Annotated in this window: 12 protein-coding genes and 5 tRNA genes; 5 read left to right on the top strand and 12 right to left on the bottom strand. The window is 72.2% G+C overall.

All coding sequences use genetic code 11. The annotated features are described in order from the left end of the window. The first annotated feature begins 9 nt into the window (after nucleotides 1-9). Complete coding sequence (locus tag IO30_RS0110610) at nucleotides 10-1,410, top strand: PrsW family intramembrane metalloprotease (RefSeq protein ID WP_234321739.1); 1,401 nt, start codon at nucleotides 10-12, stop codon at nucleotides 1,408-1,410. On the opposite strand, the gene IO30_RS0110605 is transcribed toward IO30_RS0110610, so the two are convergent. From IO30_RS0110605 to IO30_RS0110565, 9 genes are all read right to left on the bottom strand, one after another. Beyond that, nucleotides 1,319-2,344, bottom strand: coding sequence for a M23 family metallopeptidase (locus IO30_RS0110605; RefSeq protein WP_031141601.1), 1,026 nt, complete (start codon nucleotides 2,342-2,344; stop codon nucleotides 1,319-1,321). The genes IO30_RS0110610 and IO30_RS0110605 overlap by 92 nt on opposite strands. 292 nt (nucleotides 2,345-2,636) lie before the next feature. Continuing rightward, complete coding sequence (locus IO30_RS0110600; RefSeq protein WP_037893605.1) at nucleotides 2,637-3,809, bottom strand: PP2C family protein-serine/threonine phosphatase; 1,173 nt, start codon at nucleotides 3,807-3,809, stop codon at nucleotides 2,637-2,639. A 193-nt stretch (nucleotides 3,810-4,002) separates the two neighbouring features. Beyond that, nucleotides 4,003-4,076: transfer RNA gene (locus IO30_RS0110595), tRNA-Met, on the bottom strand. Between the two features lie 197 nt (nucleotides 4,077-4,273). After that, nucleotides 4,274-4,346 (bottom strand) — tRNA-Lys (locus IO30_RS0110590). A 198-nt stretch (nucleotides 4,347-4,544) separates the two neighbouring features. Continuing rightward, nucleotides 4,545-6,758: a DEAD/DEAH box helicase gene (locus tag IO30_RS0110585; protein WP_031141597.1), complete on the bottom strand. Its 2,214-nt coding sequence runs from the start codon at nucleotides 6,756-6,758 to the stop codon at nucleotides 4,545-4,547. A gap of 278 nt (nucleotides 6,759-7,036) precedes the next feature. Then, nucleotides 7,037-7,600, bottom strand: coding sequence for a hypothetical protein (locus IO30_RS46330; RefSeq protein WP_199921053.1), 564 nt, complete (start codon nucleotides 7,598-7,600; stop codon nucleotides 7,037-7,039). Between the two features lie 129 nt (nucleotides 7,601-7,729). Next, nucleotides 7,730-8,113 carry a fluoride efflux transporter FluC gene (locus tag IO30_RS0110575; RefSeq protein ID WP_031141593.1) on the bottom strand — a complete coding sequence of 128 codons (384 nt, stop codon included), beginning with the start codon at nucleotides 8,111-8,113 and terminating at the stop codon, nucleotides 7,730-7,732. Further along, nucleotides 8,110-8,607, bottom strand: a complete 498-nt coding sequence (locus tag IO30_RS0110570) for a FluC/FEX family fluoride channel (RefSeq protein ID WP_051902100.1) — start codon at nucleotides 8,605-8,607, stop codon at nucleotides 8,110-8,112. The genes IO30_RS0110575 and IO30_RS0110570 overlap by 4 nt, the downstream gene beginning before the upstream one ends. Then, nucleotides 8,604-8,954 (bottom strand): metallopeptidase family protein, encoded by a 351-nt coding sequence (locus IO30_RS0110565; protein ID WP_030726307.1) that lies wholly within the window; start codon nucleotides 8,952-8,954, stop codon nucleotides 8,604-8,606. Before IO30_RS0110565 ends, IO30_RS0110570 begins: the two co-directional genes overlap by 4 nt. A gap of 103 nt (nucleotides 8,955-9,057) precedes the next feature. Here IO30_RS0110565 and IO30_RS0110560 point away from each other — a divergent pair. The 3 genes from IO30_RS0110560 (at nucleotide 9,058) to IO30_RS0110550 (ending at nucleotide 9,342) form a co-directional block, all read left to right on the top strand. After that, nucleotides 9,058-9,130 (top strand) — tRNA-Glu (locus IO30_RS0110560). Between the two features lie 39 nt (nucleotides 9,131-9,169). Further along, a tRNA-Asp gene (locus IO30_RS0110555) sits at nucleotides 9,170-9,243 on the top strand. A 22-nt stretch (nucleotides 9,244-9,265) separates the two neighbouring features. Then, a tRNA-Phe gene (locus IO30_RS0110550) sits at nucleotides 9,266-9,342 on the top strand. A 38-nt stretch (nucleotides 9,343-9,380) separates the two neighbouring features. On the opposite strand, the gene IO30_RS0110545 is transcribed toward IO30_RS0110550, so the two are convergent. The 3 genes from IO30_RS0110545 to IO30_RS44515 all read right to left on the bottom strand — a co-directional run bounded on the left by IO30_RS0110545 (nucleotide 9,381) and on the right by IO30_RS44515 (nucleotide 11,575). Then, the gene (locus tag IO30_RS0110545) at nucleotides 9,381-10,205 is read right to left on the bottom strand and encodes a cytochrome c biogenesis CcdA family protein (protein WP_031141590.1); all 825 of its coding nucleotides are present in this window, start codon (nucleotides 10,203-10,205) and stop codon (nucleotides 9,381-9,383) included. Nucleotides 10,206-10,231: 26 nt separating this feature from the next. Further along, entirely contained in the window at nucleotides 10,232-10,990 is a 759-nt protein-coding gene (locus tag IO30_RS0110540) for a DsbA family protein (protein ID WP_031141589.1), read from the bottom strand. A 111-nt stretch (nucleotides 10,991-11,101) separates the two neighbouring features. Continuing rightward, a complete protein-coding gene (locus IO30_RS44515) occupies nucleotides 11,102-11,575 on the bottom strand; it encodes a hypothetical protein (protein WP_031141588.1) in 474 nt (157 codons plus the stop codon). A 111-nt stretch (nucleotides 11,576-11,686) separates the two neighbouring features. Between IO30_RS44515 and hrpA the strand changes: the two genes are divergently transcribed. After that, entirely contained in the window at nucleotides 11,687-15,625 is a 3,939-nt protein-coding gene (hrpA, locus tag IO30_RS0110530) for an ATP-dependent RNA helicase HrpA (protein WP_031141587.1), read from the top strand. Nucleotides 15,626-15,654: the final 29 nt, after the last annotated feature.

Below are 15,654 nucleotides of genomic sequence, written 5' to 3'. Positions count from 1 at the left end.
CTCCTTGGTGTGCTCGCACGTCCGTCGGGCACGGTCCGCGCGCGCGTGCCCGTCGTCCTGCTCGCCGTGCTGGCCGTCTCGGGCCTGTGGATCCTCGAGCTCGTACGGGAACAGACCGGCACCCCCGGCTTCTTCGTCGGCCTCGGTCTGGCCCTGCTGCCGGTGCCGCTCCTCATGGCGGCCTTCCGGTGGCTGGGCCGGGCCGTTCCCTCGCCCTGGCCCCAGCTGCTCTTCTGCTTCGGCTGGGGGGCCTGCACCGCGGCGCTGATCGCCATACTGGCCAACAGCTTCGCCACCGAGTGGATAGCCGCGGCCACCGCCGACCCCTCGAACGCCGACCAGCTCGGCTCGGTGGCGATCGCGCCGGTGGTCGAGGAGAGCGCCAAGGCGGCTGCCCTGCTGCTGGTGTTCACCTTCCGAAGAGGCCATTTCACCGGCCCCGCCGACGGATTCGTGCTGGCCGGTTTCACCGCCACCGGCTTCGCCTTCACCGAGAACATCCTCTACCTGGGCAACGCCTTCGGCGAGGACCTGGCCGAGGGGACGGGCGTCCTGGACTCGGTGACGGCCGCGACCTTCTTCGTACGGGTCGTGGTGTCCCCCTTCGCGCACCCGCTGTTCACCGTGCTCACCGGGCTGGGCCTCGGGGCGGCCGCGCTCAGCGCGCGCCGCTCGCGCCGCATCGGCCTGCCCCTGCTGGGCCTGGCGCTGGCCATGGGCATGCACGCGCTGTGGAACAGCTCCTCGCGGCTCGGGGAGTACGGCTTCTACGTGGTCTACGGCTCCGTGATGGTCCCGGTGTTCGGGCTGCTCGTGTACACGGCCGTACGGATACGGCGCGGCCGGCTGCGGGCCGTCGCCGCGGAGCTCGCGGTGTACGCGGCCGCGGGCTGGTTCACCCGGGCCGAGGTCCCGGCCCTGGCGTCGATGCCGGCCCGGTCACTGGCCCGGGCCCTGGCGCGGCGCAGCGGCGGCCGGGCCGCGGGCCGCACCGTCGGCCGGTACGCGGCGGACGCGGCCACGCTGGCGCTGCTCCGGCACCGGGCGCGCCGGGGCGGTCCGGCCCGGGAGCCCGATTTCGCGGGGCAGGAGCTGGAGTTGCTGCACCGGCTGCGTTCGAGCAGGGCCACGGCGGCGCCCGCGCTGGCGCGGGCCGCGGTCATGGAGGAGCTGCTGCCCCCGTGGTCCGACCCCTTGGAGCACGCCGCCGGGCGGGGTCCCGCGGGCGCACCGCCCGGCCTGCCGGCACCGAGGCACGCGCACACCTGGCGGGCGGGGCCCGGGCGGCCGTCCCCCGGAGCTGCGGCCCCCGGGCCGTCTAGACGTTCAGACCCTTGGACTCCAGCCACGCCAGCGGATCCAGCGTCGAACCGCCCTTGCGCACTTCCAGGTGGAGATGCGGGCCGGTGACGTTGCCGGTGGCGCCGACGCGGCCGATGGTGTCGCCCGCGGCGACCGGGCCGGAGGTCACCGACATGGAGGAGAGGTGGCAGTACCAGACCTCGGTACCGTCATCGAGCTCCAGCACGATCCGGTAGCCGTACGCGCCGGACCAGCCGGCCGAGGTGATCTTCCCGGAGCCCACGGCCTTGACCGGGGTGCCGGTCGGGGCGGCGAAGTCCAGGCCGGTGTGGTGGCCGGAGGACCACATGGAGCCGGAGACGCCGTAGTGCGAGGTGAGGGTGTAGGCGGAGGTGGGCAGCGCATAGGAGCCGGCGAGTTTGGCGAGGCGCTCCTGCTCGGCCTTGGCATCGGCGGCGTCCTGGGCCGCCTTGGCCTCCTGGGCGGCCTTGGCCTCGGCCTTCGCGGCGGCCTCCTCGGCCTCCTTGGCCGCGGCCTCGCGCTTGTCCTTGGCCTCCTTGGCCGCGGCCTCCCGGGCGCTCTGCTCGGCCTCCGCCCGGGCCTGGGCCTCGGCGGCGCCCTGCTGGGACTCGGCCTGCTGGAGGATGCGGCCCAGGAGCACCTCCCCGGCGTCGGCGCGCCGGTCGGCCTGCTGCGGGATGATCCCGGTCCGCGCGGGCGCCGCCTCGCCGTCCGCCTGCTGCGCCTTGCCGCCGGAGGGGTCGCCTCCGAGCACCTCGGGGAGGTCGGGCAGCGAGGGCATGGATATCGCGACCTGGGGGCGGTCCTGCGCAGTGGCGATGCCGCCCGCTCCGACCGCCGCGATGACGCCGACGCCGAGCACGGTGGAGCTGCGGGCCAGTCCGCCGCGCTGCTTGGCCACGCGGTGCTTGCCGCGGACCGGACGGACCGAATCCTCGGTGGGATTCCACTCGCCCCAGGCGCCGGCCGTGGGCGGCTCCTGGATCTCGGTGCCTTCAGGGGCAGGCAAGTTGGAGGCCACCGGGGCACACTCCTCATTGACGCGCACGCGCACGGTGCCGTCTCGTACGACGGCTGGGACGACCGCGCTGCGTTATCGAAAGGTAATAGACACGGGGGAGTGATTCCAAGCTGTTGCGATTGATCGTTCCCACCAATCGGCTACTCCCTGACCGGCTTTGGCCTGCACTTTTCGCCGCGAAAAGGAGCCAAGTCGGGCAAAACTCAGCCGACACCCCTACCTCTTCAGCCACACGCGAGAAATGACGGATCGTCAATCACCTTGCGGAGTGCTCCCTTTCGATCACCGAGTGTCACTCGGCCTCGCTCCGGCGCACCACCGGCACCGTACGGCGACGCTCCGGCTGCCCCTCCCCCGGCCTGCCGACCGCGAGCAGCGCCATGTCGTCCGTCGCCCCGCCGCCCGTGTGGCGGCGTACGTCGCTGCTGAGCGCACCGAGCAGCGCGTCCGGCCCGGGGAAGACCCGCCCGCGCAGCCGGTCGGCCGGATCGTAGAAGACCCCCGCCCGGTCCCGGGCCTCGGTCAGGCCGTCCGTGTACAGCAGCAGCGTGGACCCGGCGGGGAAGCCCCACTCCTCGACCCGGTCCGGCCAGCCGCCCAACTCGCCCATGCCGAGCGGCAGCGCGGGCTCGGCGGGGGCGAGGACGGCCAGGCGCCCGTCCCCGTGCAGCAGCAGCGGCTCGGGATGACCCCGGTTCACCAGCCGCAGCAGCCCCGCGTCCGGCGGGATCTCCCCGAGCACGCACGTCGTGAACCCCTCCACCGCGTCCAGGCTGTCGCGCCGTACGCCCTCCCGGGCCAGGGCCCGTTCCAGCCTGTGCGCGACGCCCTCCAGGGTGGGTTCGGTCTCCGCGGCCTCCCGGAAGGCCCCCAGGACCACGGCGACGGCCTCGACCGCCCCCAGGCCCTTGCCCCGCACGTCGCCCACCGCCAGCCGCACGCCGTAGGGGGTGTCCTGGACGGCGTACAGGTCCCCGCCGATGAACGCGTCGGCCTGCGCGGCCTCGTACCAGGCGGAGACGTGCAGCCCCGCGATGCGCTCGGCGGGGGTGGGCAGCACCGCCCGCTGCGCGGCTTCGGCGATCCCGCGGGCCGAGGCCAGCCGCTCCCCGCTGCGCCGGACCACGCGGTTGATCAGGAGGGCCAGCCCGGAGACGGTCAGGACGGTGACGAGTTCGGTCAGTGCCTCGACCTTCCAGGTGGTCCCGTTCACGGCGTGCAGCAGGACCACCGCGAGCGAGGCCTGCACGCCGGTCAGGGCGGTGCCCAGCAAGGTGAACAGCGGGGCGGCGATCAGCGGGGCCGCGGAGAAGAAGGGGGAGCCCGTGAAGCTCGGCGGGGTCAGCAGGTCGAAGCCCAGCCCGAGGACGATCAGCACGGCGGGCAGCACGCGGGCGATCTGCCGGGCCGCCCCGTTGCCCACGCCGCCACCGGCGTTCCCGCCGTCCCGCTGGCCCAGCCCCACCACGCTGCTCTCCTGCCGCCCGGCCCTCGTACGGTCCCTTGCGCGGGTGCGGGCCCGACGCCTCGCCTCCCCAGGCTGACGGCGCAGCGGCCACGGGGCGAGCCGGCCCGGTCCGACCGGGTGAGGAGCGGGCGGGAGCGGGGAACGACGAAGGCCCGGTTCTCCATCAGGAGAACCGGGCCTTCGTACTGAGTAGCGGGGGCAGGATTTGAACCTACGACCTCTGGGTTATGAGCCCAGCGAGCTACCGAGCTGCTCCACCCCGCGTCGGTAAACACAACTCTACGCCATCCGGGGGGAGCCCTCCGCCAATTAAGCTCCCCACACCCCCTCAGATCGCCATCGCCGCAGGTCAGAGCCGTACAACTGGCCCTGGACGCCCCGGTTCGGGGCGTTCGGACGGGGCGGTCCGGGGACAGCAGAACGCCCCGTCCGAAAGAATCGGACGGGGCGCCTGTGAGCTGTAGGCCATGTCGGACTCGAACCGACAACCAACGGATTAAAAGTCCGCTGCTCTGCCAATTGAGCTAATGGCCCTCCATGTGCTCACCCCAGAGCATAGCCGCAGAGCGCCCGCAAGCCGATCGGGTATCGAGCGACCCGCCTGTCGGCCTCAGTTCGGGCCCGCCGTCGGATCCCGGCCACCGGCGGACGACGCAGAAGGGCCCGTGCGACACGAGGTGTCGCACGGGCCCTTCTCAGTCAGCCTGTCAGCCGGTCAGCCGTGGCGGACCGTCAGCCGTTGCGCTTCCAGCGCGGCTTGTCGTCGCGGCGGCCGCCACCGAAGGAGCCGGTGGAGCCGGTGGAGCCGGAGCCGGACGGACGGTGGTCGTCGCGGCGGCCGTAGGGACGGTCACCGGCGCCGCCGGAGCGGAAGCCACCGGACGGACGGTCGTCGCGACGGAAGCCACCGGACGGACGGTCGCCACCGGAGCGGAAACCACCGGACGGACGGTCGTCACGGTTGAAGCCACCGGACGGGCGGTCGTCGCGACGGAAGCCGCCGGACGGACGGTCGCCGCCACGGTCGTCACGGTTGAAGCCATCGCCACGGAAGCCACCGGACGGACGGTCGCCACCGGAGCGGAAGCCACCGGACGGACGGTCGTCGCGACGGAAGCCGCCGGACGGACGGTCGCCACCGCGGTCGTCACGGTTGAAGCCACCCGAGGGACGGCCACCACGGTCGCCGCCACGGTCGTCGCGGCGGAAGCCGCCACGGTCACCACCGCGGTCGCCGCCGCGGTAACCGCCACGGTCGCCACCGCGGTCGCCACCGCGGTTGTCGCGACGCTCGAAGTTGCCACGGTCGTCACGCTGGGCGCGCTGCTCCTCGCGGCGCTCCTGCGCGGCCAGCTCGGCGGCAGCGGCGGCGGCAGCAGCCGCGACCTCGGCCTCGGCGGCCTCGGCCACCTCGGCGACAGCGGCCTCCGGGTCCTCGCCGCGCTCACGGGCGGAACGGGCGACGAGGCGGTCGGCCTCCTCGCGCAGCTCCACGGCACGGCGCGACAGGCGCTCCAGCTGCTTGGTGAGCTCGGCGACCTCGCGCTCGGCCTGCTTGGCGGCGTTGTTCGCGGAGTCGGCCTGAACCTCGGTCAGCGAACGGGCACCGGTGATCTCGGCGACCTCCGGGTCGAAGGCGCCGACGCCCTGGACGATGTGACGCGTGGCGTCGACGCCCGCGTCCTCCATCAGGCGGAAGATCTGGCGGCGCTGGTGCGGGAGCGCCAGCGACACGACGACACCGGACTTGCCGGCGCGGGCGGTACGGCCCGAGCGGTGCAGGTAGTCCTTGTGGTCGCCGGCCGGGTCCACGTTCAGGACCAGGTCGATGCCGTCGACGTGGATGCCGCGGGCGGCGACGTCGGTCGCGACGAGCGCGTTGACGTAGCCGTCCTTGAAGTCCGCGAGGACGCGGGTACGGGCGCCCTGCGTCATGCCGCCGTGCAGCGCGTCGGCCTTCACGCCGGACTCGATGAGCTGCTCGGCGATGCGGTCGGCGCCCAGCTGGGTGCGGACGAAGATGATGGTGCGGCCCTTGCGGGCGGCGATGGCGGCCGTGACCGGCGCCTTGTCCTTCGGCTTCACGACGAGGACGTGGTGCGTCATGGTCGTGACGTTGCCCTGGGCGCTGTCGACCTCGTGCGTGACGGGGTTGGTCAGGTAGCGCTTGACCAGGGTGCCGATCTCGTTCTCCATGGTGGCGGAGAAGAGCATGCGCTGGCCGCCGCCGGGGATCTGGTCGAGCAGCTCGGTGACCTCGGGCAGGAAGCCCAGGTCCGCCATCTGGTCGGCCTCGTCGAGGACCGCGACCTGGACGTTCGCCAGGGAGCAGGCGCCACGGTTGATGATGTCGCGCAGACGGCCCGGGGTGGCGACGAGGACGTCGACACCGCGCTCCAGAGCGAAGATCTGGTTGCTCATGGAGGTACCGCCGCAGACGACCTTCATCTTCAGGCCGAGCACGTCGCCGTAGGGCTGGAGGGCGTCCGCGACCTGCATCGCGAGCTCACGCGTCGGCGTGAGGATGATCGCGCGGGGCTTCTTCTTCTCGGTGTGGCCGCCGGCCAGCGAGGCCAGGGTCGGCAGACCGAAGGAGAGGGTCTTGCCGGAGCCGGTGCGGCCACGGCCGAGGATGTCCTTGCCGGCCAGGGCGTCCGGGATGGTCGCGGCCTGGATCGGGAAGGGGGCGGTGACGCCGTTCTGCGCGAGCTTGCGCACGATGCCGTCGGGCAGACCGAGGTCGCCGAAGGTGATCGTGGGCTCGGCGTCAGCGTCGGCGTCGCCGTCGAAGTCGGTGTCGTCGAGGGAGTCCTCAAGGGACTCGATGATCTCGTCCGTCTCGATGGCCTCGATCGCCTCGTCGACCACAAGGGTCTCGATGTCGGCGACGATCTCGTTGGAGTCGTTCTCGGGCATGACGGAACGGTCAGAACTGGAAATGGACATGCGAAATGCGAAACCTTCCGGAGTCTCGGCACGCGCCCAAACTCCGTGAATCGCAAATCGACCGCCTCAATGCGGTCAGCCACGGCTAGGGAGAGTACGCGCCACACGGCGCTCTTCGGATTCGGCGCCGGGCAATGGGATCAAACGATCTATAACCATACGCACCCTCCCCGGGGTCTGGCAAGTCACTCCGGGCACTAGGCCCCTGACCTGCGAAGATTCCCCGAGGATGAGCGCCTGGGGCCGCACCTGAGACCGCGGCCGAAGCGCCCGCAGCCCTACGGCTGGGGCTGCGGCTGGGTGCTCGGCTCGGGCTGCGGCGAGGACGGCTGCGGAGTGGGTTCCGTCACAGGCGTCGGCGGAATCGAGGGTTCCGGAGCCGGGCTGGAGGTCTGCTGGCCGCCGCTGGAGCCACCCGCCGCCCCGGAACCGCCCGGGCCCCCCGGACCCCCCGCCCCACCGGAGCCCCCGGCAGCGCCGCCGGAAGGCTGCTGCGGCCCCTGGCCGCCCGCCCCGCCACCCGGTCCCGCCGACGGCGAGGGCGCCCCCGGCTGACCGCTCGGCGCACCCGGACTGGGGGTGGCTCCGGTCGCCCCGGAGGCCTTGCCGTCCTCCTTGGGCCTGCCGCTGCCCGTCCCGTCCTTCGTCCCGTGCCCGTTGCCGTGGATCCCCGAGCCCCGCCCGGTGACCGAACCCCCGCCCGTCCCGGCCGAGCCCTTCTGGTCCGCCGAGGACGAGGGCCCCGGCTTCGCGGCGTCCTCGCCGACACTCATGCAGCCCGCCGTCGCCGCGACCGCGAGCGCGGTGACAGCGAGTCGGAGGGAAGCGGACAACTGGCGCACGGATGGCACCTCCGGAACCTGGAGACCTGGGAACGAGCAGTCCGCATGAGCGGGTCAATGTGCCCAACTCCCCGTGACCCGTAAGGGACACGCCCCGGCGCGGACCGGCTCCGCCCGCGCCGCAGCCCCTCAGCCCAGCAGCAGCCGCGCCGCCTCGGACCCCAGGTGCACGGCTCCCAGCCCGACCAGCACCGACGCCGCCACGTTCGCCGCCGCCAGGAAGGTCCAGCCGCGCTCGGCCAGCCGCAGCGTCTCGTACGAGAACGTGGAGTACGTGCTCAGCGCCCCGCAGAGCCCGGTGCCCAGCAGCAGGCCCAGCTGCGAGGGGAGCGCCCCCGCCAGCAGCGCTCCGCTGAGCACCCCCAGCACCAGGCAGGCGGCCGCGTTGACCGTGAAGGTGCCCCAGGGGAAGACCGCGTCGGCGCCGCCGCGGCGGGACTGCACCGCACGGTCCGTCAGGTAGCGCAGGGGCGCGCCGACGGCCGCGCCGGCCACCACCAGCAGCCAGTTCACCCGCGCCCCCGGACCGCGCGGCGGGTCGCCGAGGACCCCGCCCACACCGCGCCGAGCGCGGCGGCCACCGTGAGCCCTGCGTAGGCCAGCGCGGTCCCCGCCTCCCCCTCGTCCAGGAGCAGGGAGATGTCGAGCGCGTACGTCGAGAAGGTGGTGAAGCCGCCGAGCACCCCCACCCCGGCGAAGGGCCGCACCAGGGGGTGCGCCGACCGGCCGCCCTCGCTGATCAGCACCATCAGGACGCCGATCAGCGCGCAGCCGCCGACGTTGATCCAGAAGGTCGCCCACGGGAAGGCCCCGGGCCCGGCCGGCCACAGCAGCGAGATCCCGTACCGCGCCGAGGCCCCGGCCACGCCGCCCGCCGCCACCGCGGCCAGCACCCGGCCCTGCGGCTCGGCCCGGTGGGCCGGCACGCGGAGGTCGACGTCCGGGTCGATCGCCTCGGCGCCGCCGTCCGGGCCGTCCGGGCCGGGAGCGGGACCGGGTGGGCTCATCCGTAGCCCAGGGCGTGCAGCCGGTCGTCGTCGATCCCGAAGTGGTGGGCGATCTCGTGCACCACGGTGACCTCCGTCTCCGCGACCACGCTCTCCCGGTCCTCGCACATCCGCAACGTGGGGTTGCGGTAGATGGTGATCCGGTCCGGCAGCACCCCGGCGTACCACTCGCCACGGTCCGTCAGCGGGGTGCCCTCGTACAGACCGAGGAGTTCGGGGTCGTCGGCGGGCGGCTCGTCCTCGACGAACACCGCCACGTTGTCCATCAGCCGCGTCAGCTCCGGCGGGATGCGGTCCAGGGCCTCTGCGACGAGCTCTTCGAACTCCTCGCGCGTCATCTCCAGCACCCCGCCATTGTCCCTCCGGAGGAAACCGTTTTGGCGATAGCTCTCCGGATCCCATATGCTTCTCACGTCCCCGACGCGCTGAGAAGCGCCCGGCGGGCCTTTAGCCCTCATCGTCTAGTGGCCCAGGACGCCGCCCTTTCAAGGCGGTAGCACGGGTTCGAATCCCGTTGGGGGTACGCAACACCATGTGCGAGACTTGTTCTCGCACAATGCAAGGACCTGTGGAGCAGTTGGTTAGCTCGCCACCCTGTCAAGGTGGAGGTCGCGGGTTCAAGTCCCGTCAGGTTCGCTGAAGCCGGAAACGGTTTCGTGGCTGGGTAGCTCAGTTGGTACGAGCGATCGCCTGAAAAGCGATAGGTCGCCGGTTCGACCCCGGCCCCAGCCACCATCAAGAAGGCCCCGTCCATCGGACGGGGCCTTCTGTGGTTACTCCGCCTCCGCCGCCGGTCCGGCAGGTTCCGTGGACCGGGCCCGGCGCCGCCACTGCACCAGGCCGACGGCCGTGGCCCCCGCGGCGACCAGGCCCAGCAGCGCCCAGTCCGGCACCGCGTCCGCGAAGGACCGCACCCACTGCTCCACGGCGAACGAGTCGTCCACGTCCAGCAGCCCCGGCAGCGCGCTCGCCCCGTCGTAGACCAGGAACAGCACGCCCAGGGTGATGAAGAACAGCCCGGACAGCAGCGAGGTGGTGTGCAGTTCGAGGCGGCCCACCGTGAAGGCCCGGCCGCGCAGCCAGCGCCTGCGGCCCAGCCCGAACCGTTCCCACAGCAAGGCCAGCACGAACAGCGGTACGGCCATCCCCAGTGCGTAGACGGCCAGCAGCAGGCCGCCGTAGACCGGGCTGCCGCTGACCGCCGCCACCGTCAGGACGCTGCCCAGGATCGGGCCCGCGCAGAAGCCCGCCAGGCCGTAGACCGCGCCGAGCGCGTACACCGACAGGGCGGTCGTCGGCCGGATCCGGCCCGAGAGCTCCGCGATCCGCTTCGAGGCGAAGCCCAGGCCCAGTACCTGCGCGCAGCCGAGCACGATGATCAGCCAGCCGCCCGCCAGCACCAGCTCGTCGCGGTTGCTGTGGAAGAACCGCCCGGCGTACGAGCCGGCCGCCCCCAGCGGTACGAGGGTGCTGGCGAGGCCCGCGTAGAAGATCCCGGTCCGCGCCAGCAGGCGCGAGGCGGAGTCGATCGAGTACGCGAAGAAGGCGGGCAGCAGCAGTGCGCTGCACGGGCTGAGCAGTGCGAGCAGGCCGCCCATCAGGGCGGCCAGGTATCCGATGCCGTTCACCGCTGCGCCGCGGCCTTGGCCTGGGCGATGGCGGCCGTGAAGGCGCTGAGGGGCTGGGCGCCCGCGATGGGCTTGCCGTTGATCAGGAAGGAGGGGGTGGAAGTGACGCCGATCCGGTACCCCTCCTCCTGGTCCTTCTGCAGGGCCGCCGCGGCCTCTTCCCCGGCCATGTCGGCCTTGAAGCGCTCCAGGTCGGGCACGCCGGCCTGCTGGGCCAGCTCGGCCAGGCGCGCTTCGCCGAAGCCCTTCTCCTTGGCCCCGTCGGCGTATGCGGCCGCGTGGAACTGCGCGAAGCGGTCCTGGCGGCCCGCCGCCCAGGCGGCCTTGGCGGCGGCCTCGGACTCGGCGCCGAAGATCGGGAAGTTGCGCCACTCGATGCGCAGGGTGCCCTCGTCGACGTACTTCTTCACCAGTTCGGGTTCGGTGTCCCGGGCGAACTTGCCGCAGTAGCCGCACTTGAAGTCGGAGTACTCGATCAGGACGACGGGGGCGTCGGCGCGGCCGAGGGCGAGCTTGTCGCCGGGCTCGCGGCGGGCCAGCGCCTTGAGTTCGGCAGCGGGGTCGGTGCGCGGGGCGGCCGAGGAGGCGGGGCCGGAGCCGGAGCCGACGAAGCCGCCGGCGTCCTTGTCGGCGGGGGCGGTGGCCTGCCAGGAGACGAGGCCGAGGGTGACGGCCGCGACGGCCACCCCGGCGCAGATCAGGAAGGTCCGGCGGGGGGAGGAAGGGGACGGGGAAGAAGAAGGGGAGGGCGACATTCGGGTGCGTTCTCCAGAGGTTCCGTGGGGCCGCGGGTCCGGGTCCGGTGGGTCCGGTGGGTCCGGGGGATGCGGGAAGGGCGGGTCCGGCCGGTGGGTGAACCGGTTCTCCTAGACCCGCAGCACGGAGAGCTCCACCGGGCCGGGCGCGGGCCGGTCGGGCCCGCGCACGAGGACCCGTACGGGCGCGGTCCCCTGCGGGCGGACCCCCTCCGGCGCCGGCCGGGCGGGCGGGAGCTGCGCGTGCTCGCCCCCGGTGCGCGGCGGGACCGCGGGAGGCCCGTCGCGGTCCGGGGCGGCGGGGGCGCAGGAGGGACCACTGCCGTCGGAGAACGCGGACGGGGCGGACGCGACGGCCGGGGCGCCGGCCGGGGCGGCCGGGGTCACCGCGGCCGGAGTCACCGAGGTCAGCGCAGCCGGAGTCACGAGGGTCAGCGCGGCGGCCGGGGCCGCAGGCGCCACCGGGCCCTTCCCCGGAGCCGCCGCCTGGACCGGTGCGGCCAGCAGCACCGCGAGCAGTGCCAGCACGGCCGGAACCGCCGCCCGCAGCCACCGCAGACCGCTACGGCACGTGCTGCTGGGCATACGTGGGGCCTCTCACGGAAAGCGGTCGGGGGACTCGTCCCGAAATGGTACGGGTCCACCCCACTAATGCGTTCGCCACCCGGAGGGCCCAGGTGAGATCCTCGATCAGGTATGTCTAATTCCTTCGCTGCCCTGCAGACGCTTCTCGGTGAGCTCTCCCTCCGTGACGCGCACCGCCTCGGCCGCCGCCTCGAGGGCGCCCGCCGCATCCGCAAGCCCGAGGCCAAGCAGGCCGTGCTCGACGAGATCGCCGCGGAGGCCGAGAAGGCCGCCGCGCGACTGGCCGGCCGTGCCTCGCGGATGCCGGAGGTCACGTATCCCGAGAACCTGCCCGTCAGCCAGAAGAAGGACGAGATCGCCGAGGCGATACGCGACCACCAGGTCGTGATCGTCGCGGGCGAGACGGGTTCCGGCAAGACCACGCAGATCCCCAAGATCTGCATGGAGCTGGGCCGGGGCGTCCGGGGCATGATCGGGCACACCCAGCCCCGCCGGATCGCCGCCCGCACGGTCGCGGAGCGGATCGCCGAGGAGCTGAAGTCCGAGATCGGCCAGACCGTCGGCTGGAAGGTCCGGTTCACCGACCAGGTGGACCAGGACGCGACCTTCGTGAAGCTGATGACCGACGGCATCCTGCTCGCCGAGATCCAGACGGACCGCGAGCTGCGCGCCTACGACACGATCATCATCGACGAGGCCCACGAGCGGTCCCTGAACATCGACTTCCTGCTCGGCTACCTGGCCACGCTGCTGCCCAAGCGTCCCGACCTGAAGGTCGTCATCACCTCGGCGACGATCGACCCGCAGCGGTTCTCCCGGCACTTCGGCGACGCGCCGATCGTCGAGGTCAGCGGACGTACGTACCCGGTGGAGGTCCGCTACCGGCCGCTGCTGGAGGAGGACGGCGACGGCACGGACGCGGCGGACTCCGACCGGGACCAGATCACCGCGATCTGCGAGGCCGTGGACGAACTCCAGTCCGAGGGGCCGGGCGACATCCTGGTCTTCCTCTCCGGCGAGCGCGAGATCCGCGACACGGCGGACGCCCTGAACAAGCGCAACCTCCGCTTCACCGAGGTGCTCCCCCTGTACGCGCGGCTCTCGCACGCCGAGCAGCACCGGGTGTTCCAGCAGCACACCGGCCGTCGGATCGTCCTCGCGACCAACGTCGCCGAGACCTCCCTCACCGTCCCGGGCATCAAGTACGTGATCGACCCGGGCACCGCCCGGATCTCCCGCTACAGCCACCGCACCAAGGTGCAGCGGCTGCCCATCGAACGGATCTCCCAGGCCAGCGCCAACCAGCGCAAGGGCCGCTGCGGGCGCACCAGCGACGGCATCTGCATCCGGCTCTACTCCGAGGCCGACTTCACCACCCGGCCCGAGTTCACCGACGCGGAGATCCTGCGCACGAACCTGGCCTCCGTCATCCTCCAGATGACCGCGGCCGGCCTCGGCGAGATCGAGAAGTTCCCCTTCATCGACCCGCCGGACCACCGCAACATCCGCGACGGCGTGCAGCTGCTCCAGGAGCTCGGCGCCCTGGACCCGGCGGAGAAGGACCACAGCAAGCGGCTCACCCCGATGGGCCGCAAGCTCTCCCAGCTGCCCGTGGACCCGCGCCTGGCCCGCATGGTCGTGGAGGCCGACAAGAACAACTGCGTCCGCGAGGTCATGGTCATCGCAGCGGCCCTGTCCATCCAGGACCCGCGCGAGCGGCCCTCGGACAAGCAGACCCAGGCCGACCAGAACCACGCCCGCTTCAAGGACGAGACCAGCGACTTCCTGGCCTTCCTGAACATGTGGCGCTACGTCCGCGAGCAGCAGAAGGAGCGGGGCTCCTCCGCCTTCCGCCGGATGTGCAAGCAGGAGTACCTGAACTTCCTGCGGATCCGCGAGTGGCAGGACATCTACTCGCAGCTGCGCACGGTCGCCAAGACCATGGGCATCCACGTCAACGAGACCGACGCCCCCGAGCACAGCGTGCACGTCTCGCTGCTGGCCGGGCTGCTCTCGCACATCGGCCTGAAGGACACGGACAAGAACGAGTACCTGGGTGCCCGGTCGGCGAAGTTCGCGGTCTTCCCGGGCTCGGCGCTGTTCAAGAAGCAGCCGAAGTTCCTGATGTCGGCGGAGCTGGTGGAGACCTCGCGGCTGTGGGCCCGGGTCAACGCCAAGGTGGAGCCGGAGTGGGTGGAGCCGCTCGCGCAGCACCTGATCAAGCGCACCTACAGCGAGCCGCACTGGGAGAAGGACCAGGCCGCCGTGATGGCGTACGAGAAGGTCACGCTGTACGGCGTACCGATCGTCGCCCAGCGGAAGATCAACTACGGCCGGATCGACCCCGAGGTCTCGCGCGAGCTGTTCATCCGCAACGCGCTGGTCGAGGGCGACTGGCGGACCCACCACAAGTTCTACGCCGACAACCGCAAGCTCCTCACCGAGGTGGAGGAGCTGGAGAACCGGGCCCGGCGCCGCGACATCGTGGTGGACGACGAGACCCTGTTCGACTTCTACGACGAGAAGATCCCCGAGCACGTGGTCTCCGGGGCGCACTTCGACTCCTGGTGGAAGCACAAGAAGCGCGAGGAGCCCGAGCTCCTCGACTTCGAGCGGGAGATGCTGCTCACCGAGAAGGCGGCCGGGGTCACCAAGGCCGACTACCCGGACTCCTGGCAGCAGGGCCCGCTGAAGTTCCGGGTGACCTACCAGTTCGAGCCGGGTGCGGACGCGGACGGCGTGACCGTCCACATCCCGCTCCAGGTGCTCAACCAGGTCACCGACGAGGGCTTCGACTGGCAGATCCCCGGGCTGCGCGAAGAGGTGGTCACCGAGCTGATCCGCTCGCTGCCCAAGCCGATCCGCCGGCACTACGTGCCCGCGCCGAACTTCGCCTCCCGCTTCCTGGCCACGTCGCACCCGCTCCAGGAGCCCCTGCACGTCACCCTGGCGCGCGAGCTCCAGCGGATGGTCGGAGTGCCGGTGTCGGCCGAGGACTTCGACCTGACCCGCATCCCGGACCATCTGAAGATCACCTTCCGGATCGTCGACGAGCGGCGCAAGAACCTCGCCGAGGCCAAGGACCTGGAGGCCCTGCGCCTGCAGCTGAAGCCCAAGGCCCGCCAGGCCCTGTCGAAGGCCGCGGCGGCCACCGCCGAGCGGGCGGGCGGGGAGTCGGTGGAGCGGACCGGGCTGACCGACTGGACGATCGGCACGCTGGACAAGGTCTTCGAGACCCGGCGGGCCGGCCAGCCGGTGAAGGCGTACCCGGCGCTCGTGGACCAGGGCACGACCGTGTCCGTACGGCTCTTCGACACCGAGGCCGAGCAGCAGCAGGCGATGTGGCTGGGCACCCGGAAGCTGATCCTGCTGAACATCCCGGTGAACCCGGCGAAGTTCGCCTCGGACCACCTGAGCAACCAGCAGAAGCTGGCCCTGTCCAGGAACCCGCACGGCTCCATCCAGGCGCTGTTCGACGACTGCGCCACGGCGGCGGCCGACAAGCTGATCGCCGACCACGGCGGGCCGGCGTGGGACGAGGCGGGCTTCCGCAAGCTCTACGAGGCCGTACGGGCCGACCTGGTGGACGCCACCGTGCGCACGGTGCAGCAGGTGCAGCAGGTGCTGGCCGCCTGGCAGTCCTGCGAACGGCGGCTGAAGGCCACCAGCAGCCTCGCCCTGGTCGCGAACCTCCAGGACGTGAAGACGCAGCTCGCGGCGCTCGTACCGGCCGGGTTCGTCACCCTGACCGGCGTACGCAGGCTGGCGGACCTGATGCGCTACCTGGTGGCGGCCGACCGGCGGCTCCAGCAGATGCCCACGGGCGTCCAGCGCGACACCACGCGCATGGAGAAGGTCCACGAGATGCAGGACGAGTACGCCTGGCTGCTGGAGCAGCTCCCCAAGGGCCGGCCGGTCCCGTCCACGGTGACCGACATCCGCTGGATGATCGAGGAACTCCGGGTCAGCTACTTCGCCCACGCGCTCGGCACGGCGTACCCGATCTCGGACAAGCGGATCGTGAAGGCGGTGGATGCGGCGGCCCCGTGATCGGGTTCGACCGCACCCCCTGAGCTGCT

This window comes from Streptomyces xanthophaeus (assembly GCF_000725805.1).
In the GTDB taxonomy this organism is placed as follows: domain Bacteria; phylum Actinomycetota; class Actinomycetes; order Streptomycetales; family Streptomycetaceae; genus Streptomyces; species Streptomyces xanthophaeus.
This window is presented reverse-complemented; position numbering and strand designations above follow the sequence as displayed.